This is a genomic window from Curtobacterium sp. AB7 (genome assembly GCF_044909335.1).
Taxonomy (GTDB): Bacteria; Actinomycetota; Actinomycetes; order Actinomycetales; family Microbacteriaceae; genus Curtobacterium.
In genome coordinates, this window is the sequence record NZ_JBIYED010000002.1 from 399,702 (window position 1) to 422,673 (window position 22,972).

Annotated in this window: 27 protein-coding genes; 16 read left to right on the top strand and 11 right to left on the bottom strand. The window is 70.4% G+C overall.

Going from position 1 to position 22,972, the window contains the following annotated elements:
- The first annotated feature begins 68 nt into the window (after positions 1-68).
- Positions 69-995 (top strand): ABC transporter ATP-binding protein, encoded by a 927-nt coding sequence (locus tag ABH929_RS07935; RefSeq protein WP_123338726.1) that lies wholly within the window; start codon positions 69-71, stop codon positions 993-995.
- Entirely contained in the window at positions 992-2,218 is a 1,227-nt protein-coding gene (locus tag ABH929_RS07940; RefSeq protein ID WP_404560774.1) for an ABC transporter permease, read from the top strand. Before ABH929_RS07935 ends, ABH929_RS07940 begins: the two co-directional genes overlap by 4 nt.
- Here the strand turns inward: ABH929_RS07940 and ABH929_RS07945 are convergent.
- Both ABH929_RS07945 and pnuC read right to left on the bottom strand, forming a co-directional pair.
- On the bottom strand, positions 2,215-2,925 hold the full coding sequence (locus tag ABH929_RS07945) for a hypothetical protein (RefSeq protein ID WP_404560775.1): 711 nt from the start codon (positions 2,923-2,925) through the stop codon (positions 2,215-2,217). The genes ABH929_RS07940 and ABH929_RS07945 overlap by 4 nt on opposite strands.
- Before the next feature lie 103 nt (positions 2,926-3,028).
- On the bottom strand, positions 3,029-3,694 hold the full coding sequence (pnuC, locus tag ABH929_RS07950; protein ID WP_404560776.1) for a nicotinamide riboside transporter PnuC: 666 nt from the start codon (positions 3,692-3,694) through the stop codon (positions 3,029-3,031).
- A gap of 356 nt (positions 3,695-4,050) precedes the next feature.
- Between pnuC and ABH929_RS07955 the strand changes: the two genes are divergently transcribed.
- The 6 genes from ABH929_RS07955 to ABH929_RS07980 all read left to right on the top strand — a co-directional run bounded on the left by ABH929_RS07955 (position 4,051) and on the right by ABH929_RS07980 (position 7,725).
- Positions 4,051-4,605: an alternate-type signal peptide domain-containing protein gene (locus tag ABH929_RS07955; protein WP_404560777.1), complete on the top strand. Its 555-nt coding sequence runs from the start codon at positions 4,051-4,053 to the stop codon at positions 4,603-4,605.
- Between the two features lie 172 nt (positions 4,606-4,777).
- Positions 4,778-5,374 (top strand): TasA family protein, encoded by a 597-nt coding sequence (locus tag ABH929_RS07960; protein ID WP_404560778.1) that lies wholly within the window; start codon positions 4,778-4,780, stop codon positions 5,372-5,374.
- A complete protein-coding gene (locus ABH929_RS07965) occupies positions 5,371-6,267 on the top strand; it encodes a hypothetical protein (RefSeq protein WP_404560779.1) in 897 nt (298 codons plus the stop codon). Before ABH929_RS07960 ends, ABH929_RS07965 begins: the two co-directional genes overlap by 4 nt.
- Positions 6,264-7,028, top strand: coding sequence for a signal peptidase I (locus ABH929_RS07970; protein ID WP_404560780.1), 765 nt, complete (start codon positions 6,264-6,266; stop codon positions 7,026-7,028). Before ABH929_RS07965 ends, ABH929_RS07970 begins: the two co-directional genes overlap by 4 nt.
- Positions 7,029-7,039: 11 nt before the next feature.
- Positions 7,040-7,567 carry a hypothetical protein gene (locus ABH929_RS07975; RefSeq protein WP_205462912.1) on the top strand — a complete coding sequence of 176 codons (528 nt, stop codon included), beginning with the start codon at positions 7,040-7,042 and terminating at the stop codon, positions 7,565-7,567.
- Positions 7,568-7,584: 17 nt separating this feature from the next.
- The gene (locus ABH929_RS07980; RefSeq protein ID WP_165901085.1) at positions 7,585-7,725 is read left to right on the top strand and encodes a hypothetical protein; all 141 of its coding nucleotides are present in this window, start codon (positions 7,585-7,587) and stop codon (positions 7,723-7,725) included.
- Between the two features lie 49 nt (positions 7,726-7,774).
- Here the strand turns inward: ABH929_RS07980 and ABH929_RS07985 are convergent, their stop codons facing one another.
- Together ABH929_RS07985 and ABH929_RS07990 are read right to left on the bottom strand one after the other, a co-directional pair.
- Positions 7,775-8,308 (bottom strand): hypothetical protein, encoded by a 534-nt coding sequence (locus ABH929_RS07985; RefSeq protein WP_404560781.1) that lies wholly within the window; start codon positions 8,306-8,308, stop codon positions 7,775-7,777.
- A gap of 50 nt (positions 8,309-8,358) precedes the next feature.
- Complete coding sequence (locus ABH929_RS07990) at positions 8,359-8,970, bottom strand: hypothetical protein (RefSeq protein WP_404560782.1); 612 nt, start codon at positions 8,968-8,970, stop codon at positions 8,359-8,361.
- 50 nt (positions 8,971-9,020) lie between these two features.
- On the opposite strand from ABH929_RS07990, the gene ABH929_RS07995 reads away from it, so the two are divergent.
- On the top strand, positions 9,021-9,539 hold the full coding sequence (locus tag ABH929_RS07995; protein ID WP_404560783.1) for a hypothetical protein: 519 nt from the start codon (positions 9,021-9,023) through the stop codon (positions 9,537-9,539).
- A gap of 197 nt (positions 9,540-9,736) precedes the next feature.
- On the opposite strand, the gene ABH929_RS08000 is transcribed toward ABH929_RS07995, so the two are convergent.
- On the bottom strand, positions 9,737-9,961 hold the full coding sequence (locus ABH929_RS08000) for a cold-shock protein (RefSeq protein ID WP_404560784.1): 225 nt from the start codon (positions 9,959-9,961) through the stop codon (positions 9,737-9,739).
- Between the two features lie 230 nt (positions 9,962-10,191).
- On the opposite strand from ABH929_RS08000, the gene ABH929_RS08005 reads away from it, so the two are divergent.
- Together ABH929_RS08005 and ABH929_RS08010 are read left to right on the top strand one after the other, a co-directional pair.
- The gene (locus ABH929_RS08005; protein WP_404560785.1) at positions 10,192-10,746 is read left to right on the top strand and encodes a DUF6578 domain-containing protein; all 555 of its coding nucleotides are present in this window, start codon (positions 10,192-10,194) and stop codon (positions 10,744-10,746) included.
- A gap of 64 nt (positions 10,747-10,810) precedes the next feature.
- On the top strand, positions 10,811-11,014 hold the full coding sequence (locus tag ABH929_RS08010) for a hypothetical protein (protein ID WP_205462918.1): 204 nt from the start codon (positions 10,811-10,813) through the stop codon (positions 11,012-11,014).
- On the opposite strand, the gene ABH929_RS08015 is transcribed toward ABH929_RS08010, so the two are convergent.
- Positions 11,011-11,160, bottom strand: a complete 150-nt coding sequence (locus tag ABH929_RS08015; protein WP_404560786.1) for a hypothetical protein — start codon at positions 11,158-11,160, stop codon at positions 11,011-11,013. The genes ABH929_RS08010 and ABH929_RS08015 overlap by 4 nt on opposite strands.
- 126 nt (positions 11,161-11,286) lie before the next feature.
- Between ABH929_RS08015 and ABH929_RS08020 the strand changes: the two genes are divergently transcribed.
- The 5 genes from ABH929_RS08020 (at position 11,287) to ABH929_RS08040 (ending at position 16,270) form a co-directional block, all read left to right on the top strand.
- Positions 11,287-11,826, top strand: coding sequence for a hypothetical protein (locus ABH929_RS08020; RefSeq protein WP_404560787.1), 540 nt, complete (start codon positions 11,287-11,289; stop codon positions 11,824-11,826).
- A gap of 83 nt (positions 11,827-11,909) precedes the next feature.
- Positions 11,910-12,272: a hypothetical protein gene (locus ABH929_RS08025; protein WP_404560788.1), complete on the top strand. Its 363-nt coding sequence runs from the start codon at positions 11,910-11,912 to the stop codon at positions 12,270-12,272.
- A 61-nt stretch (positions 12,273-12,333) separates the two neighbouring features.
- Complete coding sequence (locus tag ABH929_RS08030; RefSeq protein WP_404560789.1) at positions 12,334-13,809, top strand: cryptochrome/photolyase family protein; 1,476 nt, start codon at positions 12,334-12,336, stop codon at positions 13,807-13,809.
- A gap of 29 nt (positions 13,810-13,838) precedes the next feature.
- A complete protein-coding gene (locus ABH929_RS08035) occupies positions 13,839-15,158 on the top strand; it encodes a GNAT family N-acetyltransferase (protein ID WP_404560790.1) in 1,320 nt (439 codons plus the stop codon).
- 134 nt (positions 15,159-15,292) lie between these two features.
- On the top strand, positions 15,293-16,270 hold the full coding sequence (locus ABH929_RS08040; protein WP_404560792.1) for a squalene cyclase: 978 nt from the start codon (positions 15,293-15,295) through the stop codon (positions 16,268-16,270).
- Between the two features lies 1 nt (position 16,271).
- On the opposite strand, the gene ABH929_RS08045 is transcribed toward ABH929_RS08040, so the two are convergent.
- From ABH929_RS08045 to ABH929_RS08065, 5 genes are all read right to left on the bottom strand, one after another.
- Positions 16,272-17,270, bottom strand: a complete 999-nt coding sequence (locus tag ABH929_RS08045) for an ABC transporter permease (RefSeq protein ID WP_205462924.1) — start codon at positions 17,268-17,270, stop codon at positions 16,272-16,274.
- The gene (locus tag ABH929_RS08050; protein ID WP_404560793.1) at positions 17,267-18,202 is read right to left on the bottom strand and encodes an ABC transporter permease; all 936 of its coding nucleotides are present in this window, start codon (positions 18,200-18,202) and stop codon (positions 17,267-17,269) included. The genes ABH929_RS08045 and ABH929_RS08050 overlap by 4 nt, the downstream gene beginning before the upstream one ends.
- Positions 18,199-19,941, bottom strand: a complete 1,743-nt coding sequence (locus ABH929_RS08055; RefSeq protein ID WP_404560794.1) for a dipeptide ABC transporter ATP-binding protein — start codon at positions 19,939-19,941, stop codon at positions 18,199-18,201. Before ABH929_RS08055 ends, ABH929_RS08050 begins: the two co-directional genes overlap by 4 nt.
- The gene (locus ABH929_RS08060) at positions 19,938-21,605 is read right to left on the bottom strand and encodes an ABC transporter substrate-binding protein (protein ID WP_404560796.1); all 1,668 of its coding nucleotides are present in this window, start codon (positions 21,603-21,605) and stop codon (positions 19,938-19,940) included. The genes ABH929_RS08055 and ABH929_RS08060 overlap by 4 nt, the downstream gene beginning before the upstream one ends.
- Before the next feature lie 216 nt (positions 21,606-21,821).
- On the bottom strand, positions 21,822-22,766 hold the full coding sequence (locus ABH929_RS08065; protein WP_404560798.1) for a cation-transporting ATPase: 945 nt from the start codon (positions 22,764-22,766) through the stop codon (positions 21,822-21,824).
- Positions 22,767-22,972: the final 206 nt, after the last annotated feature.

Consider the following 22,972-nt stretch of genomic DNA (forward strand, 5'->3'; position numbering starts at 1 on the left):
CCGTGGGGTCACCATCTCGGGCCGCGACCGGCATCCGAGACGTCAGCCGGTCCCGGTAGGGTCGCCGCATGAGCGGGGCGACCATCAGCGTGCAGGACTTCGTCATGCGGTTCGGGGACCGGAACGTGGTCGACGGACTGTCGTTCGACGTCGCCGCTGGCGAGACGTTCGGCCTGCTCGGCAGCAACGGCTCCGGCAAGACCACGACGATCCGTGCCCTGCTCGGGATCACCACACCGACCGCCGGCACCCTGACCATCGACGGCCAGCCCTACCGGCCCGCCACCGGTGGCATCGGGTACCTGCCCGAAGAGCGCGGGCTCTACCGCAAGGAATCCGTCATCGACGTGATGTCCTACTTCGGACGGCTCCGCGGGCTGCGCGGCCCCGAGGCGACGGCCTGGAGCATGGACTACCTGGCCCGCGTGGGCCTGGCCGACCGCGCCAAGCTCCGCGTCGACAAGCTCTCCGGCGGGCAGCAGCAGAAGGTGCAGCTCGGCATCACGATCATGGACCGGCCGCGGCTGCTCATCCTCGACGAACCCACGAAGGGCCTCGACCCCGTCAACCGACGGCTGCTGCTCGACCTGGTCGACGAGCGGAAGGCCGACGGTGCGACCGTCATCCTCGTGACCCACCACATGGACGAGGTCGAGCGACTCTGCGACCGGATCCTGCTGCTCAAGGACGGCACCGCTGCCGCCTACGGGTCGATCCCCGACGTGCAGGATGCCTTCGGCGGCGCCGTCGCCCGGGTCGGCCTCGACGGCCCGGTCCCCCGCTCGCCGCTGTACAAGCTCGCGCGGCACGAGGGGCACGTCGCCTACCTCGTGCCGACGTCCGCCGCGGCACCGGACGGTGCCGACATCCTCGCCGCGCTCGTGGCGGACGGTGTCCGCGTCACCGCGTTCGAGATGCGTCGGATCCCGCTCGACGAGATCTTCGTGCAGGTCTACGGCCACGACGCGCTCGCGGCCGCGGGGGCAGCAGCGTGAGCCGCCTCGGCACCGTCGTCCGGTTCGAGTTCGTCCGCGCGGTGAAGAAGCCCGCGTTCTGGATCGGCACGCTCGCGCTGCCGATCGTCATCGTCATCGTGTCCCTGCTCGTCGGCATCGGACAGGCAGCCGGCACCGACTCGGTCGTCTCGGGCTCGTCGGCCACGAAGACCCCGTTCCGCTACGTCGACCACTCCGGGCTGGTGTCCGAGTCCGTCGCGGCGAAGTGGGGCGGGTCGCCGTCCACCGACGCCGACGCGGATCGAGCCGCCGTGCGTTCCGGCACCCTCGATGCGTTCATCGAGTTCCCCGCGTCACCCTCCTCCGCCGCGATCCGGGTCGACGCCGCCGACCGCGGCCTGTTCGCGAACGGCGGCTACTCGTCGCTCGCCGAACGGGTGCTCGAGCAGAGCGTCGCCGCGACCGTCGACGACCCTGAGACCGTCGAACTCCTGCGCTCCCCACCGGCCACCGACGTCACGACCTACGCCGACGGGCAGGTCGCGCCGGGCTGGCTGTCGATCGTGCCGCCGTTCCTGTACGTCGCCGCCTTCTTCGGACTCGTCATCCTGCTCGCGGCACGCATGGTGACCGTCGTGGTCGAGGAGAAGGAGAACCGCATCTCCGAGATGATCCTGACCGCCGTCACCGCCGGCGACCTGATCCGCGGCAAGGTCATCGCGATGCTGCTCGTCGGGTTCGTGCAGGTCGGGGTGTTCGTCATCCCGGGGCTGGTCGGGATGCTCGCCGTCCTGCCACTCGTCGCCTCGCAGCTCGGCGGGCTGACGATCGACCCGTGGCGGATGCTCGTCGGTGCGCTGCTGCTCGTCGGCGGCGTGCTGCTGGCGTCCGGGCTGTTCGTCGCCGTCGGTGCCGCGGTACCGTCGATCAAGGACGCCTCGGCGCTGCAGTCGGCGGCGATCTTCGCCCTGATCATCCCGCTCTACGCGGCGTTCTTCGTGATGACCACCCCGTCGTCGCCCGTCGCCGCGTTCTTCACGTACTTCCCGACGTTCACGCCCGTCACCGCCATGGTCCGGAACGCCGTCGGGTCACTGAGCGTCACCGAGTCGGTGGTCTGCATCGTCGAGGTGTTCGTCGCCGCCGGGCTGCTGCTGTGGTTCGCCGAGTACCTGTTCCGGCACTCGGTCGCGCAGTACGGGTCGAAGGTGACGCTGCGGCAGATCGTGTCGTGGCGACAGCGGCGGTCGGTCTCCCGCTAGGGCCGGCTCTGGGGTTCCCGCTCGGGCTCACGAGCTTCCTGCTGCTGCGCTGCCGGTCGCTCGCGTTGGGGCGTCTCGCGCTCGGGGACGTCGGCATCGAGGTCCCACGACGGCAGCTCGTGCTGCTTCCAGCCCTGTCGGAGCGTCCGGACCGAGCGGTCGAACTCCACCATGACGTCGATGTGCGGCCGGACGAGCATCTGGATCTGCAGCCCCTCGTACACCGCGAGCAGCTGCGTCGCCGCCTGGTACGCCGGGATCGCCGATTCCTCGGCGCCGCTGTCGAAGTCGCGCTGCAGACCGTTGCTGAGCTGCTCGACGTACTCGTCGAAGCGCTTGCGGAACAGCTCGGCGAACCCGGACTCCGAGCTCGCGACCGTGATCACGCCCGCCAACACGCGGACGAGGCCCGGATCGGCGACGTCCTCAGCCAGGGTCAACCGGACGTGGTCGATCGTGCACGCCGGCGGCGTCTTCCGACGGGTGCCCCGCAGCTGCGTCCAGCGGTCGTACGTCACCAGCAGCAACGCCTCCCACGCGGGGAACAGTCGCTCCACGGTCTCGAGCGGGATGCCCGCGACCTCGGCCACCACCGAGGCGTCGACCGCGTCGAAGGGGTGCAGTCGGTAGGCGCGGATCGCTCCGCGGACGGTGCGCTCGGCGAGGGACTCATCGTCCTCGACGCGTTCGCCGTGCAGGGGTTCCATCGGACCATCCCATCGTGTGCGGTACCCCATTGTCTCGTCCCAGACCGGGGGCCGTCACATCCGCGCCGGGTCGTCGTGGACCAGTTCGGTGCGGGCGGGCCGTTCAGCCGACCGTGACGGGGGCTGCCGGGGGCTTGACGCGCTGGTTCATCCAGACGAAGAAGCCGGTCAGCGTGAAGACGCCGTAGAAGACGTACATGAGACCCGACGCGTAGTACCCGGCCGAGAACAGGAGCGGGACGCCGACCAGGTCGACCGCGACCCAGATGAGCCAGAACTCCACCCAGCCCTTCGCCATGCCGTAGGTGGCGAGCAGCGAACCGACGAAGATCCACGCGTCGCTCCACACCGGTTCGTACGACCCGAGGGCGCGGAACACCGGGGTGAGCAGCGCGGTCCCACCGACCATGCCGACGACCAGCAGGACCCGGGTCCGCCACGAGGCCCAGTGCGGTTCGATCACGGTGGAGGTGTCGTCGGGGCGGTGCGTCCAGCGGTACCAGCCGTAGATGCTCACGATGATGAACATGACCTGGCGGCCGGCCTGACCGAGCAGGTTGACGGGGTTCGGAGTGTCGAACAGGGCACCCATGAAGACGGTGAACAGGAGCGCGTTGCCGACCAGCCCGACCGGCCACGCCCAGACCTTGCGGCGCATCCCGCCGAGCGCGCTGAGCAGCCCGAAGACGTTGCCGATCACCTCGCGCCAGAGCACCGTCTGGTGGCCGATGACGATCTGCGCGTCGAACAGCCAGCGCACGATGCCCATGGGTCCCTCCTCGTTTCCGGACGGTGCAACGGTTGAGGACCGCCCGACATTCCGATCATGATCGGGGTACAAACATGTCCTCCACAGGGAGGACAAAAATCACCCCCGTTCTGGGTGCATGCAAAAGCATCTTGTGACTTGTCCGCACTATGGGGGACGAGTAGCGTCGTCACCAGAGCGAGTCCAGCCCGCCCGAGCAGCAGATCTGCGCTCCGGAGCCCGGCGACCACTCTCGGCACCGGTCAGCCGCGACCCCTCACCCGCGAGGTCGATGACACCGTCCCACCGGCACGACGACCCGAATCACCGAGCCGGTGGTGCTCAGCGCGCCCCGAAGCGCAGAACGGACCACTCCCATGCACAAGATCGTCACCGGCACCATCGCCGGCGCAGCCGGTATCGCCCTCCTCCTCGGCGGTGCAGGCACGTTCGCCCTCTGGAACGCCAGCGCCTCGAGCGCCGCGTCCTCGGTGAGCTCCGGCGCGCTGACCCTCAGCGCGAACAACGACGGCGCCTGGACCGACATCACGAACGGCCGCTCGACCGCGATCAACCCCACCACCGCCCTGATGGTGCCGGGCAACACGTTCCAGTTCACGCAGACGCTGAACATCGGCGCGACCGGCCAAGACCTCAAGGCGAACCTGACCTACGCCAGCCAGTCGATCACCGGCGACTCCGCGCTCCTCGCCGCGACGCAGAAGACCCTCGCCGTGACCTCCTCGAGCGCCACCGTCGTGCAGTCGACGTCGAACGCGAACACCTTCGTCGTCTCGCCGTCGGCGTCCACCTCGACCGTCAAGGTCGTCTTCACGATCACGCTGCCGTCCTCGGCGACCACCGGACAGAACGGGTCGATCAACGTCGGCGCGCTGGCCTTCACCCTCACGCAGACCGCGATCGGTTCCTGATCCACCGATCGCACTGACGCGGGCCACGACTGGCCCCTGATCCGCCGGTCGCGGCCCGCCCGGGCCCTTGCGGCCCGTCTGGGCCCCTTGTGGTCCGTCTGGGCCCCTTGTGGTCCGTCTGGGCCACGTGTGGTCCTCACCAGCAGAGGCTCACGAGCACCAGGGGACGCACATGACCGGGACACCGACGACGGCGGGCCGCCACCGCGCAGCACGACGCCACCGATGGGTCCTGCCCGTCGCGCTCGTCCTGGTCGTCGCGGTCGCCACGGCACTGCTCGGCGTCGGCGGGACCTACGCCCTCTGGAACGGCACCGCCAGCACCGCGGCCACCACCGTCAAGTCCGCGACGGCGACGATCACCGTCGGCACCCTGTCGACGATGAACACGACCGTCCTCGGACCGGGTACCGGAGTCACCGGCACCTTCGCCGTGAAGAACACCGGCTCGATCCCGCTGTCGATGCGCGTCGCGACGACGTCCACGAAGGTCGCCTCCGCGACGAACGCGTCGTCGGCGGCCGTGCTCGGCGAGCTGACGCTCCGACTGACCAACGTGTCGTCGGCGGCGGCCTGCACCGCCGGGCTGTCCGGTGCGAGCGGCCGTCTCGCCGCCTTCGACACCGGCGCCAGTTCGTTCACGCTGCAGCCCGGCGCGAGCACGGTCGGCTGTGTCGAGCTGGTCCTCGACGCCGACGCACCGCAGAGCGTGTCCGGAGCCGTCACCGACTTCACCCTCACCGTCACCGGAACGCAGGTCTCCGCATGAACCGCCGCCTCCGGCTCGTCGTCGCCGTGCTCCTCACCGCCGTGTTCGTCGGCGGTGGGTCGAGCGCCGCCTGGGCACTGTGGAGCGCGTCCGGCACCACGGCCGCGAGCGTCACGATCGGCAAGGTCACCGCCTCGATCGCCGGCACGAGCGCGCTGACCACCACCTTCTCGTCCACGGTGACGTCGGTCACGAAGCCGATCACGCTGACCAACTCCGGTTCCATCGCCGGCACCGCGACGACCACCGTGTCCGTCGTCTCCGGTAGCTCGACCGCACTCGCCCAGGCGGTCACCGTCGTCGCGTGGCCCGTGGCCTCGACAGCAGCGTGCACGACGAGCACCGCGGTCGGCAGCGGCTCGGTCACCGGCACCTGGGCGTCGCTGCCGAGCATGACGTCCAAGCTCGCCGCCGGCGCCTCGGCCATCTGGTGCACTCGCACCACGCCCAAGTCCTCGGCGCCGGCGTCCGCCACGGCCACCGTGAACGTGAACCTCACCGTGGCGAGCGGCAGCTGGACCTCGGGCGTCGTGCAGGGTGGCTTCACCCTGACCACCCCGGCGACGGCCGCGGACACCGGTCCCGCTCTGGTCTGCACGGACCACGACGGCTGGTACGTCGAGGTGCGCTGGGACGCCGCGAACCGACCGAAGGACACCTGGTACGGCGCCTTCGTCGGCACCACCGCGGTCGGCCAGAAGGCGCAGGACTACTCGGCGTTCATCACCATCGCCCCGAACGACGTCCCGGCGAGCGCCGGCACCTCCGGGACGCTCACCGTGACCGTCAAGGTCCTCGACAGCGCCGGCAATCCGACCTCGACCGTCGCTGGCAGCGGCCCGGTCACGCTCTTCACGCAGAACAACGGCGCGGCGATCCGGTGTGGCGCATGACCCGCGCGACCGCCCGTGCCGAGCGCTCCGGCGCGCGCGCCGTCGTGCACGCCGTCGTCCTCGGCGTGAGCACCGGACTGCTCCTGCTCGTCGCGGCCCTCGCCGTCGTGCTCATCGTGGTGCCCAAGGCCACCGGCTCGATGCCGCTGACGGTCTTGACCCAGTCGATGGAGCCGACGCTGCCCCCGGGCACCCTGCTCGTCGTCCGTCCCACCGCCGTCGACGACATCGAGGTGGGCGACGTCGTCACCTACCAGATCGTCTCCGGCCAGCCTGCCGTCATCAGCCACCGTGTGGTCTCGGTGTCCTCGGCGTCGAACGGCGAACGCACCTTCGTCCTCAAGGGCGACAACAACGCGGAGGCCGACCCGCACCCCGTCTCCGCCGCGCAGATCCGGGGCCTGGTCTGGTACAGCATCCCCGAGATCGGTGTCGTCAACCAGCTCGTCAACGGGTCGCGGAGCTGGCTCATCCCGACCGTCGCCGGGGTCCTGTTGGCGTACGGCGGCGTGATGATCACCATCGGCACCGTCGCGGCCGCCCGCCGGCGACATTCGACGACCGGCCACGGGCGACGTGCGACGTCCGGTCGTGGGCGGCGTGCGACGTCCGGTCGCGGGCGGCGTGCGACGTCCGGTCGTGGGCGGCGTGCGACGTCCGGTCGCGGGCGGCGTGCGACGTCCGGTCGCGGGCGGCGCGCGACGTCCGGTCGCGGGCGCCGCAGCGCATCGCACCGGGGTTCGGGGCAGGCTCCGGTCTAGGCTCGGTGGACGTGACCGACGGAGTGCAGCGAGCGAGGGAACTGCTCGACGACGCCGCACGACGGCTCCGTTCCGCCGGGGTACCGGACGAAGCGCTCGGCGAATACGCGCAGCCGAGGGCGGTGCTCGGCATCCGCCGCGAAGCGACCATGCGGTCCCTCGGCCGTGTGTGGCGCGTCGGTGCCCTGCTCATCGGTTCGTCGCTCGAGTCCGGCGGTCGGGTCTGGGCCACCGGGTCGATCACCCGTGTGACCGATCCAGGCCGAGCGCAGTTCCAGTCGGTCTCGGCCGAGGTCCGTCGGGCCTACCGCGCTGCTGCGGCGAAGGGACACTTCGCGGCCGGCGACACTGTCAACCACGGCGCCACGGCGGTCGCGTTGGACGGAACGCTCGTCGGCTCGACCGGGGTGCTCTTCGTCGAGGACGACGTGCCGCTCGTCCGCTGGTCACCGGCCGCGGGCTCCGCCGTCCCGCTCGCCGACTACCTGGCCGATCGCGTCGGGTTGCTCGTCGAACCACCGCGGGGTGCGACCGACTGACCCGCTATCGTGACGGCATGGACGGACAGCAGCCGCGCGAACGACGCAACCCCTGGTGGGCGGTGCTGCTCGTCTTCATGTTCGGGGGCGTGCTGTCGCTGGTCGCCGGCCGGATGCTGCCCTGGCAGGACCAGGATCGCCAGGACCCCGACTACTGAGGCGGGACAGCGGCCGGAGCAACGATGCGGTGCTCCAGCCGCTCGGGCTTCAGTGCACGCCCCTGGGCGGCGGGTTCACGTCGTCGTCGGAGCGGACGCTCCGCCGGAAGGCTCGGGGCAACCACGTGATCGCGGCACCGACGATGACCGCGACGATCATGCCGACTGCGATCACGCCGGTCGACCCGGCCCCGTAGTTCGACCACGGCAGCCCGAGCGCCCACTGCGCCGCGGGGCCGAGCACGAGCAGCGCGGCGGCTGGGACGACGACGACGAGCAACGACCGGGTGCCGCTCCAGGCCGGGTTGCGGAGCACGAGGATGCCGGCCAACGCCGCGGCCGCCAGGGCGCCGTAGAACCAAGAAGCGCCGGACAGGCGCCAGCCGTCGTACGCGAACCAGTCCCGGACCGAACGAACTGTCTGAGCCCATGCGTGCCGATCCGGGCCGCCTCGCCCCGAGACCACGGGCAACGGCCAACCGATGACAGCGAGGAGCCCCGTGATCGCGCTCCCCACGCCGAGCAGCACCATCCAGAACCGCGGCCCGACGGCGGGCTCGACGTCGAAGTCGGGGATGCTCACGCGGAAGACGCTACCGGGCAGGAGGCGCGATCCGGCCGCACCGGGTGCGTTCAGTCGGACTCGTCGTGCCGGTACGGCCCCGATGCGCCGGCGAAGAAGACGACCTGGGCGCCAACGCCGACATCGGCTTGGATGCGCGCCGCCGTCCGGAGCCCGACGGCGCGGGTCTCGGCATCACCGAACGGCGTCCCGACTCGTTCGGTGAGGGCACGCCAGTGCACGATCGCCTTGGCGGTGCCATCACCAGTACCCGCGGCGCGTGCAGTCCGGACGTCCCGCTCCCCGTCACGCAAGAACTCGACATCGGTTCCGGGTCGTGCACTCGGCAGCACGACGGCAGTACCCGCCTCGGCCACCGTGTCGATGCCGCCGCCGGCTCCGCACCAGACATGAGCGTTGTCGCCGAGCTCGAGTTGCACACGGCTCGCGAGCACGAACGCTTCGACGCGATGAGCGTCACGGACCGCTCCGGACGGCCAGTCGAAGTCGGGCTCCCCGCGGGAATCGAAGACGTCGTTCCACGCCCTGAGGTCGTCGCGCAGCGGCCTGCTCAGCCCGAGAGCTCCCGCATCAACGCTCCCGGTGCACTCGCGCGACCCGCGGAACCAGAGCGGGGAGTCGTCGACCATGTACTCGGCCATCACGAGGACGATCGCGCTCACCACTCGCCCAGCGTACGACGCCAGAACGGGAGGGTGCGGGAGCGGCCGGCGTGCGCGACACTGTGATCGACATGAATGCCTCGTCTGCGCACGACCACCTTCGCCGCGGCCGATGGAGCAGCGTCATCGGGCTGACGCTCGTGATCGTGGTGTCGCTCACCGCCTGCTCCGGCCGTTCGACGCCGGTCGACGAAGCTTCCGCCTGGATGGAGAACGTCCGGGATCGGTGGGCCGAACAGCCCGGTGAACTCGGCGCTGGTGCCGGGACCAACGACGCATCCAGTCGGCTGTCCCTGGGCGTCGCAGACGGCGGCGAGCGCGCACACGTCCGCGTGTCCGTCGCCTGCCAGGGACACGGAACCATCCGCATGGCCGTCTGGGGCGGTCGCATCGCCGACGGCGCAGACACCGGCAGGGAACTCGCGGCGCGCTCGGTCCAGTGCGGCCACGACGAAGACCTCTACGTCGTGACGTCGGCCGACTCGATCACCATCGGGCCCACGTCGGGCGACTCGACTGTCAGCTGGTACGCCGCCGCCTACGCCGACCGCGCAGCCGCGGCGCGCTGAGCGGAGCGTCCACCAGCCGATCGGCTCCTCGACGGACCAAGTGGCATCGCGACCACCGCGACATCGTCTTCAGTGACGACGTCGCGACCCGCGACGGTCAAGCCGAAGGCGAGGCTCCACCGCGTGAGCCGAGCTTGTGCAGACTGCGGAGGCCATGGATCCACCGGCGCGGAACGGTCTACCCGTCCCCGCACGGCTCAGACGGGCGTGACGTCATGCGCGCGGAAGCAGTAGCCGTCCTGCCCCGGTGGGTACGGCTCGACGTCGAACCGAACGCGATCCCCGGGCTGGAGCGTGTGACACCCGTCCATGCTCAGGTTCGAGAAGTGCGCGAACACCTCCGACTCGACATCGTCCGAACGGAGCGCACCCCATCCGTCTTCATCGCTCCACCAGACGCACTCGCCCTCGACGTTCTGCACGAGGGCACGTTACCGCGCAGCGTGGTCCGGGCAGATCGCCGATGCTCGCCTCAAGGCCAGTCTACTCACGCAGTTCGCCGCTGATCTGACGCGCATCTGGCTGGCGCACCACGAAACGCCCGGCCGTGCCGCGCAGCCCGGCGTCGCGGTGTCCCGATCGACGATCGGCAGCCGGACGGTTCGGCTGCTTGGGCGGGCTTTCGTTCGTTGGGCAGGCTTAGGCTGACGCCATGCGCCCAGAGGACGAGCCGGAGCGCCCGCGGTCGGACAGAGTCGTGATGCCCCGGCGCCTGTACGAGTCGATCTTCGGGTCCGCGTCGGGAGTCACTCGTCCGTCACTTGTCCCACGAACGCCGACGCCGCCGGTGCCGCCCGAGGACACGGTGCCAGCCCTCAGGGAAGGGGAGACAGACGTCTGGCTCACCGAGTGGCAGATCGAGGAAGACGGCTACGTCGTAGCGGTCGGCGATGAGATCGCCTGGGCGTTGTACGCGATGGACCAGCTGTGGGTCGGCCGCATCCTCAAGGTGCCTCGAAACGTCCCACTGCAGCTCGACTTCTCCGCCGACGAACTCACCGAAGTGGATCGAGCGACTCGGAGAGACCTCCGCGGAGCCATCGTTCGCATCGACCAGGTCTCGGTGCGGTTCGTCAACGATCCGGACAGCCGTGGCTTCTCCGTGCCCGAGACCAATGGCGGACAGCAGCACAGCGTTTCGTCACTGTCCGACCGCCGACCGCACCGCGGCAACATCATCGGGTGGATCGTCCGCGTCCGAAGCTGATGGGTACCTCGTCCGCGGCAACGCTGCCATCCGGAAGCCGGTCGCTCGCTGGTAGCTTCAGCGAATGGACACCGTGAGCGCGAAAGTACTGGGCACAGGTGCGATCGTGTTCGGGCTCATCTTCATCGTGACGTCGATCGTGCGCTTGAGTCGTCCAGACCTCGACGTCCTGCTCGCGGTTCTGAACATCGTCTTCGGCGCCCTCTTGCTCTACACCGGCTTCAGACTGTGGCGGTCCGCTCTTCGCGGAACGAAGCGCGACCGTTAGGCGATCCTAGTGACCTCCTCCAGGTAAGAGGCCAAGCCGATCCTGCCGATCTGTTCGAAGTCACCACCCCCGGTCGCGTTCAAGATCGTGGTGATGACGAAGAATGCCACGACGACGCCGATGACGACCCAGACGCCGGGAGTCACCTGTCATCGTCGCGGTGGCCCTCATCGTCCCCGGGTTGCCCGGGAGCGATGTCGCGGCCACGCTCCTGCATCACGATCCGGTGACGAGCCCCGTGCTCTCTCCCGCGCTCTGGCAGGATGCCGCTCATGGGGGACCACAGAACGACCGCATCGGTGACCGGAGCGCTGCTCGCGCTGATCGTGCTGACGGGCTGCGCCGCCGAGAGCAGCACGGCCTCGAGCGGCCCGTCGACGAGCAGCGCACAGGCCGGCACCGCGACCGGAGAGCCGACGGGCGCCGCGGGAACGTACGCTGCGTCCGGGGACGGCGCCGGCCCGGGCGGCGACAGCCCGCCGCAGTACGGGCTCAACAAGCGGCACCATGACCGCACCGACCTGAGCGCGGAGTCGGCGGCAGCGCTCGACGTCGCACGTGCTCAGGTGGAGCGGGAGCTCGCTGCGCAGTCGACCCCGGTCCTGCAGCCGGCGGTCGAGGAGATCCTCGACGGCGTCGGGGCGCCGGACCGCTGGATCGTGACGACGCAGAGCGGTGAGCAGGTGCTGTTCGAGGCGCAGGTCGAGATGTCCGGTTGCCTGATCGGCGAGGTCCATCGGGACGGCACGGCCGAGGTCACGACCGCAGGGTGGGTCCTCGACGGCGGATGCCACGCCCTCGACGGGCACTGAACGGTCCGACCGGGACCGAGCGCTCCGACCGGCACTGAGTGCTCCGACGAGCACCGAGCCCCGACAGAACCTAATCTGGTCGGATGCTCTCCCGACGCGACGCCGCCGTTCGACTCGACATCACCCTCGAGATGGCGACCCACCACGGAATCCCCTCGCGTCTCAGCGAAGGCGAACTCGACGCGATCGAACAGGATCCGCCCGCATGGCTCGTGCAGTCGCGAGCCAACCGCACGGGTGCCAAGAAGGTCTGGGTCCGCCTCGAGTGCGTCGTCTGCGCGTTCGCCGAAGAAGCGCGGCCGAAGAAGTGGTGGCCCGAGTGGGACTACCTGATGTGCGACTACCACGAGCCGTACCAGGCACCGGAACCGACCGGCGGGGTCACCCGACGAGAGGTCGAGGGCATCGGCAGCCGGTTCATCGCCCTCGTCGACGAGCGCCCGTGACCGAGCGCTTCAAGCGTCCCTGACTGACAACCCCACCGCGCCCACTGGGTACGGTCCACCCATGCCCACCGAACGTCGTCGCCTGGTCCTGCCGGGCCAGTACGGACCCCTGTTCGACGACGGTGGCCCGGCCCTCGTCGTCGAGGCACGCGAGTTCTTCACCGCTCGCCCCGTCCACCGGGCGAAGGCCCACCTCTGGTTGAGCGCCCTGCGCCACCGCATCCACGAACTCGGGGACCGTGCCGAGCACGTCCAGGTCGACACCCTCCGCGAAGCGTTGACCGGCCGCGACGACCTCGAGGCGATCGATCCGCCGTCCCGCACCCTCCGCGCGCAGATCCGGCACTGGGGCCGCGGCACCGTGATCCTGCCGAGCCGCGGGTTCGTGACCGACGAGGACGACTTCGCGGAGTGGGCGGCGCAGGGCACGGGCCGGTTCCGCATGGAGGACCACTACGAGCGTGTCCGGCGCCGCGAGGGCTGGCTGATGCGCGACGGCAAGCCGATCGGTGGGAAGTTCAGCCTCGACGAGCAGAACCGCCAACCGCCGCCGAAGGGCGCGACGACCCTCGGGCTACCCGAGCCGTGGTGGCCGGACGAGGACGACATCGACGACCAGGTGCGGCACGACCTGGACCGGTGGGAGCGGGACGGCACCGCCCGGTTCGTCGGCCGCGACGACACCCGACGGTTCGCGGTGACGGCGGACGAGGCCCAGCGCGCCCTCGACGACTTCGTCGCGGTGCGCCTGGGCGACTTCGGGCCGTTCGAGGACGCCACGTTGACGAACGACTGGACGATGGCGCACTCGCTGCTCAGCGTGCCGATGAACCTCGGAGTGCTCGATCCGCGGCAGGCGATCGACGCCGCCCTCGAAGCACACCGCACCGAGGCCGCCCCGCTCGCCAGCGCCGAGGGCTTCGTCCGCCAGGTCGCCGGCTGGCGGGACTACGTCTGGCACCTCTACTGGTGGTTCGGCGACGACTACGGAGCGTCCGAGAACGCCCTCGGCGCGCGCGGACGGCTGCCCGACTGGTGGCGCGAGCTCGACGCGTCCGAGATCGACGCCGTCTGCGTGCGGACCGCGATCGAGGGACTGCACGACCACGGCTGGCTGCACCACATCCAGCGCCTCATGGTGCTCGGCAACTGGGCACTGCAGCGGGGCTACGACCCGGTGCACCTGACCGAGTGGTTCACCGACGTGTTCGTCGACGGCACCGACTGGGTGATGCCCGCGAACATCATCGGCATGTCCCAGCACGCCGACGGCGGAATGGTCGCCACCAAGCCGTACACGTCGGGCGGTCGTTACATCGACCGGATGTCGGACCAGTGCGGGGGCTGCCGGTTCGACCCGACGAAGCGGGTCGGGGATGACGCCTGCCCGTTCACGGCCGGGTACTGGGCGTTCCTGTCGCGGGTCGAACCGGCGCTCCGTGACAACCACCGGATGGCCCGCCCGCTGCAGCAGATGCGGTCGCTGGCGGACCTCGACGAGGTCGTCGCGCAGGAGGCCCGTCGCACCTTGCCGTGACGTCACCCGGTCCCGATAGGGTCGTGAGCGTGAGCAACGAGGCATTCGACGACCGCTACGAGCTGCGCGAGTTTGCGCCCGGGACGGATCACGAGGGGGCACCGAACGCCGAGACGGCTGCGTGGATGCAGGCCGTCGGCCTCGGGTTCCACGAAGCCGATCCGGACGCCGAAGGCGCAGCCCGCATGGCGTCCCACTTCATCGCCGACGAGGAGACCTTCCTGGGCGTCTACGTCCGGAAGCCCTTCACCGGTTCCGTCGACGAGACCTGGCCCGCCGGCACCTTCACGTGGTTCCGCAAGGCGTTGAGCTGGGGCGACGGTTCGTCCGTCGACACGCAGGCCATCTCCGCGGTCACGGTCCGACCCACCGAGCGTCGCCGCGGCATCCTGCGCCGCATGATGACGCACGCGCTCGAGCGCGGTGTCGCCGAGGGCTACGCCGTGGCGTCCCTGACCGCGTCCGAGGGCACGATCTACCGCCGCTTCGGCTTCGGCAGCGCGATCCGTGAGCGTGCGGTGCGCGTGCGTCGCGAACGCGCACTCCCCCTCCTCGCCCCGACCTCGGGCTCGGTGTCCGTCGTCACGCCGCAGTGGCTCGCCGACGGCCCCGGCAAGGCGGTCTTCGAGCGCTTCCACACCCGCACGCCCGGCTCGATGGTCCGCAACGCGGGCACCTGGCCGGTCGTCTTCGGACTGCTCGGCAACGACGGGCAGAAGGCGAAAGACGTCCGTGCGGCGGTGCACCGTGCCGAGGGCACCGACGAGATCGACGGCTACGTCACCTGGCGCGTCAAGGAGGACCGGGGTTCCGACACCGCACTCGAGATCGTCGATCTGGTCTACGCGGACGACCAGGCCTACACGGCACTGTGGGAGTTCCTGCTGTCGATCGACCTGAACGACGTCGTGAAGTACAACCGCTCGCGGCTCGACGACCCGATCGTCGCGGCCCTCGGCGACAACCGCGCCTACGACGTCGACCACGAAGAGGACCACGTCTGGCTGCGCGTCCTCGACGTGGCCGCGGTGCTCGAGTCGCGGCCGTTCGCCGTCGACGGCTCGCTGACACTCGCGGTCACCGATGCGCTCGGCCACACGACCGGCACGTACCGGCTGGACGTCCAGGAGGCCCGTGGCAGCGTCACGCGCATCGCCGACGACGCCGACGTGGCCGGTTCCGACGTCCAGCTCGACGTGGCAGAGCTCGGTGCGCTGCTCATCGGCTCGGTCTCGCCCGTCACCCTGGCCGCCGCCGGCCTGGTCCGCGCTGCCGACCCCGCGTCGGTCGAGCTGCTGCGCGCGATGCTCCTGCCCCCTCGGACCCCGCACGGCATCACCTACTTCTGATCCACCGCCGGGGTCGTCGCTCGGTGCCGAGTTGTTCACTCGGTGCGAGGTTGTTCCCCCGCACGGAGTGAACAACCTCGCACCAGCCGCCCCCACACGACCGCGCGTGCGCCGCACGGCGTAGCCTCCGCGCCATGAACGACGACGCGGTGGTCGAGTGGCTGCTCGACGCGGACCCGGCACTCCGGTGGCAGGTCGAGCGGGACCTGACCGGTGCGCCGCCGTCCGTGTGGCAGCAGACCCGGGCACGGGTCGCGACCGAGGGCCTCGGGGCGGCGATGCTCGCACACCAGGACCCCGACGGGCAGTGGGCCGGCGGCGCGTACTTCCCGGCGGACTTCGACTTCGACGGTCCCGAGGCGAACGAGCCCGGACAGCCCTACACGGCGACGACCTGGTCGCTGAACGCCCTGCGCGACTGGGGGCTCGACTCCGCGGTCCTCAGGGACACGGCCGCACGGCTCGCGACGAACAGCCGCTGGGAGTACGAGGACCTGCCCTACTGGAGCGGCGAGGTCGACTGCTGCATCAACGCCTTCACCCTGGCGAACGGCGCCTGGCTCGGTGCCGACGTCGGTCAACTGGCGGACTGGTTCCTCGACCACCAGCTCGACGACGGCGGCTGGAACTGCGAGTGGATCGAGGGGTCGACCGTGTCGTCGTTCCACTCGACCCTCAACGTGATCGAGGGGCTCCTGCAGCACGAGCAGCTGACCGGCGGCACCCACCCTCGCGCGTCTGAGCTCCGAGCGGCTCGGCACCGCGGCGCCGAGTACCTGCTCGAACGACGGCTGCTGTTCCGGAAGCACGACGGCGAACTCGTCGGGCCGTGGGCGACCCGGTTCGCGTACCCGCTGCGGTGGATCTACTCGGGGCTGCGGGTCACCGACCACCTGCGCGTGGCTGCGCTGCAGGACGGCACCGCACCGGACCCTCGCGCCACCGAGGCGATCGAGGTCGTCCGTGCCGCCAGGAACGACGACGGGACGTGGACCCACGGAACGAGGCCACTGGGTCGGCAGTGGTTCGAGGTCGACGTCCCCGAAGGCGAGCCGTCGAAGTGGCTCACGCTCGACGGCACCCGCGTGCTGCGCTGGTGGGACGCGGCCTGAGCTACGCCCGGCGCCGCACCCGCGGGTCGACGAACGCGTAGACCACGTCGACGATCACGTTCGCGGTGACGATCAACAGCGCCGAGAACAGCGTGAAGCCGACGACGACCTGCAGGTCGAGCGTGTGCACGGCATCGATGAGCAGCGCGCCGAGGCCCTGCATCGAGAACACCTTCTCGGTGATGACCGCGCCGCCGAGCAGTGACCCGAGGTCGAGCCCGAACAGCGTCACCACCGGCAGGATCGCGGTGCGCAGTCCGTGCCGCACGACGACCTGGCGCTCCCGAAGCCCCTTGGCCCGAGCGGTGCGCACGAAGTCCTGCGACATCGACTCGAGCATCTCGCCACGGGTCAGACGGGCGTAGATCGCGGCGCTGATGAACGCGAGCACGCACCACGGCAGGATCAGGTGGGTGAACCAGCCGACCGGGTCGTCCGTGAACGCGACGTACCCGCTCGTCGGCAGGATGCCGAGCACGAACCCGAACAGCAGGATGCCGAGCAACCCGATCAGGTACGCCGGCGACGAGACCCCGGCGACCGCGACGGTCATCACGGCCCGGTCGACGAACGTGCCGCGACGGAGTGCCGAGACGGCTCCGCCGAACACCCCGGCGACGAGCCAGAGCACGGCGGCACCGACGGCGATCGACGCGGTGACGGGCAGGCGGGACAGGATCAGCTCGGTGACGCTCTCGTGCAGCTGGAACGAGTACCCGAAGCACGGTGCGGCGCAGGTGATCACGGACGCGCCGCTGCCGAACGTCCGACCGGTGAAGATGCCCGCCAGGTAGGCGCCGAACTGTGCGATCCACGGCTTGTCGGTGCCCAGGAACGCCTGCACCTCGCGCAGCCGGTCCGGCGTGCAGGGCTTGTCGCAGATCGCCCGCGCGGGGTTCGTCGGCAGCAGCATGAACAGTGCGTAGGTGATCGCGGCGACGACGAGCAGCACGACGGCTGCACCGAGGACGCGGATCGCGATGAAGCGGAACGTGCTCATCGGCGTGCTCCTCTCGGATCGAGGGCGTCACGCAGGGCATCGCCGAGCACGTTGAACGCGAGGGTGATGAGGAACAGGGCCGCTCCGGGGAACACGAGGTACATGGGGTCGGTCTGCACCCAGCCGACGGCGTCGCCGATGCTGCGGCCCCACGACGGCGTCGGCGGGGTCACGCCGACGGCCAGGAACGACAGCGCCGCCTCGGCTCCGATCATCGACGGGATCGAGATCGTCGCGTAGACGGTGATCGTCGCCGCCAGGTTCGGCAGCAGCTGGGTGCGGATGACGTGCCACCGGCCGGCGCCCATCGCGGTGGAGGCGACGACGTAGTTCCGGCTGACGAGCGACAGCGTCTGGCCGCGGACCACGCGGGCGACGGACGGCCAGCCGAAGAACCCGATGACGAGCACGACCAGAATGGGCTTCGGGAACGACGTCGGCACGATCGCGGTGAGGGCGATCATGAAGACCAGCGACGGGAAGCCGAAGATCACGTCGACCACACGGGAGAGCACCCGGTCGTACCAGCCGCCGAAGAAGCCGGTGGTGACGCCGACGAGCACCCCGATCACGATCGACAGGAAGGTCGCGGCGAGCCCGATGCCGAGCGACGTCCGGGCACCGTAGGTCACGATCGCGAACAGGTCGCGACCCGTCAGCGGCTCGACGCCGAACCAGTGCTCGCCGCTGATCCCCCCGCCGAAGCCCTTCGGCGCTCCGAACGAGTTGAGCGCGTCGATGTTGTACCCGTACGGGTCCTGCCCGGTCACGGCACTGATGAGCGGCGCCGCGACGGCGACCACGAGGAACACGACGATGACGACGGCCGAGGTCACGGCCCAGCGGTCCTGCCGGACGCGGCGCACCATGGCGCGGAAGCCGGTGGTGCGTCCGGACGAGGCCACGGGGCGCTCGACGACGTTGGCGGTCACGAGGCCACTCCTTCCCAGACGCGCCAGGCTTCGCGGCGGGCCGCCTGTCGCACGGGATCGGCGACGGGCGCCGCTGCGAGCAGCATGCGTGTGTAGTCCTGCTGCGGGTCGTCGAGCACGGCGTCCGTGATCCCCCGCTCGACCACGCGACCGTCGTGCAGGACGAGCACCTGATCGGCGAGCTGCCGGACGACGGCGAGGTCGTGGCTGATGAGGAGCATGCCGAACCCGAACTCGTCCTGCAGCTGCGCGAGCAGGTCGAGCACGGCCGCCTGCACGGTCACGTCGAGCGCCGAGGTGGGCTCGTCGGCGATGACGAGCGCCGGACGGAGCGCCAGCGCCCGCGCGACGGCAACGCGCTGGCGCTGCCCGCCGGAGAGCTGGTGCGGGAACCGCTCGGCCCACGACGGGTCGAGCTGCACGGCGGTCAGCAGTTCACGGACACGTTCTGCGCGGTCTTCCGCCGAGGCGGTCCCGTGCACGAGCAACGGCTCGGCGATGCTCCAGCCGATGGTCTGCCGCGGGTTGAGCGACGATGCCGGGTCCTGGAAGACGATGCCGACGCGGCTGCGGAGCTCGCGGAGCCGTCGCCCCCTGGCGGTCCGCAGGTCGCTGCCGTCGACCTCGACCGAGCCCTCGACGACGGGCACCAGGCCAGCCAGCGCACGTCCGATGGTCGACTTGCCGGACCCGGACTCCCCGACCAGCCCGACGGTCTCGCCGGCCCGCAGGTCCAGGTCGATGCCCGTCACGGTCGGTCCGCCGCGACGCGAGTACCGCACGGCGACGTCGCGCAGCTGCGCGACCAGCGGTGGGGAGGCGCGGCTCGTCTCCGCGAGACTCGCTTCGGTCGTGGGGAGACTCGCGTTCGACGACACGGCGTGCGTCCCGGGGGCCGCGTCCTGTCGTCCAGGCCGAGTCTCGGGGTCCGCAGCCGGCGTGGCGGACGCGGGACGGGCCTCCAGGCTGGGGACTGCGGCGAGGAGCTCGCGCGTGTAGTCGGCGGACGGGTGCGTGAAGACCTCGGCGACGGTGCCGTGTTCGACGGGGTCGCCGCGGCGCATCACCAGGAGTTCGTCCGCGACGTCCGCCACCACACCCATGTCGTGCGTGATGAGCAGGACGGCCAGGGAGCGCTCGCGACCGAGCCGGCGCAGCAGGTCGAGGATGCCGGCCTGCACCGTGACGTCGAGGGCGGTCGTCGGCTCGTCGGCGATCAGCGCGACCGGATCCCCGGCCAGGGCCATCGCGATCATGGCGCGCTGCAGCTGCCCGCCGGACAGTTCGTGCGGGTACGCCTTGCGGATCCGCTCGGGGTCGGTGAGGCCTGCGGCACGCAGGAGCTCGTCGACGCGCGCCGAGACCGCCGCACGATCGAGGCCCGTCGGGTGCGCCCGGATCGCCTCGGCGACCTGCGTGCCGATGGACAGCACCGGCGTGAAGGAGTTCATCGGTTCCTGGAACACGACGCCGATCCCGGCGCCGCGAACGGCACGGAGCGTGTCGTCGGAGGCGCCGACGAGCTCCTCGCCGCGGAACCGGACGCTGCCGGAGACCCGCGCCTCGGACGGCAGCAAGCCGAGCACGCTCATGGCGCTGACGGACTTGCCGGAACCGGACTCCCCGACGAGGGCGAGCACACGACCGGGGGTCAGGGTGAAGGAGACGTCACGGACGACGGGCTCCGCGTCGCCGAACGCGACGCGGAGCCCCTCGACCTCGAGCAGCGGCGAACTCACTTCGCGAGCGAGACCTTGAGGTAGTTCGGGTACGCCGGGAAGTCCGCAACCTGGAAGTTCTGCACGTTCGAACCAGCGAGGAACGACTGCTTCGCGTACGTCAGCGGGACGATCGGCGCGTCGGCCATGATCGCCTTGTCGGCCTCGACCCAGAGCTTCTGCGCGTCCTGCTGGTCGACGGTGGCGCTGGCCTTCTCGATCAGCGCGTCGACCTTCGGGTTGCTGTACTTCGAGACGTTGTAGCCGCCGCCACCGATCTGCGACGAGTCGTAGAGCGGCTGGATGTTGGCGTTCGCGCTCGGGAAGTCCGGCTGCCAGCTGAACAGCGCGAGGTCGAAGTCGGTGCCGTCGGTCGTGGCGGTGTAGAACGAGTCCGTGTCGAGCGGCTTCAGCGTGACGGTGATGCCCGCACGCTTCAGGCCGGCCTGCAGCGCCTGCGCCTGCGCGAGGTAGGTCGGGTCGTTCTGGGTGGCCAGGGTCAGCTTGAGGTCGGACACACCCGCTTCCTTGAGCAGCTGCTTCGCCTTGGCGACGTCACCGCTCGCGCCGGGCTTGTACAGGTCGTAGTCCTCGCGGCCCGCGATGCCCGGGGTGATCAGGGTCGTGGCGTACGAACCGGCGAGCGCGCCACCCGCAGCGATCCGGTACGACTTCTTGTCGACGGCGTACTGCAGGGCCTGACGGACCTTGAGGTCCTTCAGCGAGCCCTTCTGCGTGTTGATCGCCATGTAGTTGATCGGGCCGGCCTTCGACGTGACGAGGCGGTCCTGGGCGGCGGGGTTGCTCCGCACCTGGTTCAGCTCGGCTGCGCCCAGGTAGCCCGCACCGAAGGAGTCCTTCGCGTCACCGTTGTCGGCGATCAGCGTCTGCGTGACGGTCGACGGGTCCTGGCTCTCCTTGAAGACGATCTTCGACGGGCCGGCCGTGCGGACGTCGTCGGTCTTCGCGCTCCACTCCTTGTTGCGGACGAGGGTGACCTGCGTGCCCTGCGTGTTCGACTGCACTTGGTACGGACCGGACGCGACCGGCTTCAGGTCGTAGGCGCCCGTGTCCGTGCCGTCGCCCTCGGGGACCGGGGTGAACGCGGGCATCGAGGCCAGCCAGGGCCAGTCACCGTAGGCGTTGTTCAACTTGAAGACGATGGTCTTGTCGTTCGGGGTCTCGATGCTGTCGAGGGTCTTGCCGTCGAACGGACCCTTGTAGCTGTCGCCGCCGACCAGGAGCGACTTGTGGTAGCTCAGGCCGCCGGTCAGCGTGGGAGCGAACGAGCGCTCGATGCCCCACTTGATGTCCTTCGTGGTGATCGGGGTGCCGTCCTGGAACTTCACCCCGTCCTTCAGCGTGTACGTCCACGTCTTGCCGCCGTCGCTGGACTTCCCGGTGTCCGTCGCGAGGTCCGGCACGACCTTCGCGGTCTTGCCGGGCTCGACGTCCCACGTGGTCAGGCGCCGCGCGACGAGAGCGAGTGACGTGATGCCCAGGCTCTGGCTCGTCGCCGGGTCGAGGTGGAACGCCGTCTGCGGCAGCAGGATGTTGAGCGTGCCGCCCTTGGCCGTGCCGTTCGCCGCGTCGTCCGAAGAGCTGCCGCCCGAGCAGCCGGTCAGGACCAGGGCTGCTGCTGCGGCGACGGCCGCGGTGATCGTCAGGCGGTTCGGGCGTCTCATGACGGTGGTGCTCCTCGTGGGAAGGGTGGTGGCGACCGTGCTGCAGCCGCTGTGGTTGCACGGACCGGGTCGCCGGGCGGCGTCCATCCTGACACCGCGGCGGTCGCCCGTCCGAATCCCGCGTGCGACAGACGTCGCACGACGAAACAATCCAAGTGCCGTGCGACGTCCGTCTATTCCCGATGGATCTGCACCGAGTCCACCCGAGGGCGTGGGTCAGCGGTCGAACAGTCCCCCGAGGAAGTCGTTGCCCAGGTTCGAGGCCTGCTCGCCGAGTCCCGACGCCTGCTCACCGAGGCCACCGAGGAGCTGCTCGCCCTCGCCCGCGATCCCCTCGAAGCCGCCGCCGAGGTCGGCACCGAGGTCGGCCAGTCCGAGGTCGCCGATGCCCGAGGCGATGCCCTCGAAGTCGACGCCGAGGTTCGCGGCCTCTGCGAGCACGGGTCCGGCGGCGGCGCTGAGGACCGCTCCCCCGGCGACCGCGACACCGATGCCCCCGAGTGCCATCGCACCGGCACCGACCGCGGCACCGCCGGCGAAGGCGCCACCACGCCCGCCGCCGTTGCCGTTGCCGTTGCCGTTGCTCGAGCCGCCGAGGACACGGCGGATCAGGCCCGGACGGCGGACCTCGCCGCGAGTCATCGCGCGCGCCATGCCGCCGGCCGAGTCGTCGCGCAGGTGCTCGTGCGGCGGGAGTTCGGAGTTCAGGCGGTTGCGCACCTGCTGCCGCTGCGCAGGGGTGAGGCGGGCGAAGGCGTCGTGGTGGACCTGCTCGAGCTGGTCCGGCGACGAGGTGCGGAGCAGGTAGTCGTACTTGGCCAGCGCGACCTTGTCCGAGTCGGCCGGACTGTGCTGCTGCGGCTGGCCGTGCTGCTGCTGCGGCTGGCCGTACTGCTGCGGCTGGCCGTACTGCTGCGGCTGGCCGTACTGCTGCGGCTGGCCGTACTGCTGCGGCTGTCCGTACTGCTGCTGCGGCGGCCGCTGCTGGCCTCGGTCGTCGCCGGTCAGCCGGTCTGCCGCGCCGCGGACGACGTCACGCCAGTCGGTCCCGCCGGCGCGCTGCGCACCGTTGCCGGGCGCACCGTCCCCCTGCCCACGCTTCTGGAGCTGCTTGTCGATGACCTTCGAGGCCATGCCGAGGATGCGGTTGAAGTTCGCCATCCCCCGACCTTTGTGGATGCACATGTGCGCTCCCAGCGACGAACCGGCGGGTCGCCCCCACATCCGACGGGAAACCGCTGTGAGCGACGACCGGAATGTCACCGGACAGTTCGTCGTAGGCTTGACCCCGGTCGCGCCACAGCCGGAGCGCGATCCGGGCGAAAGTACGAAGCCCGGGACTGCGACAACAGTTCCGGGCTTCGATT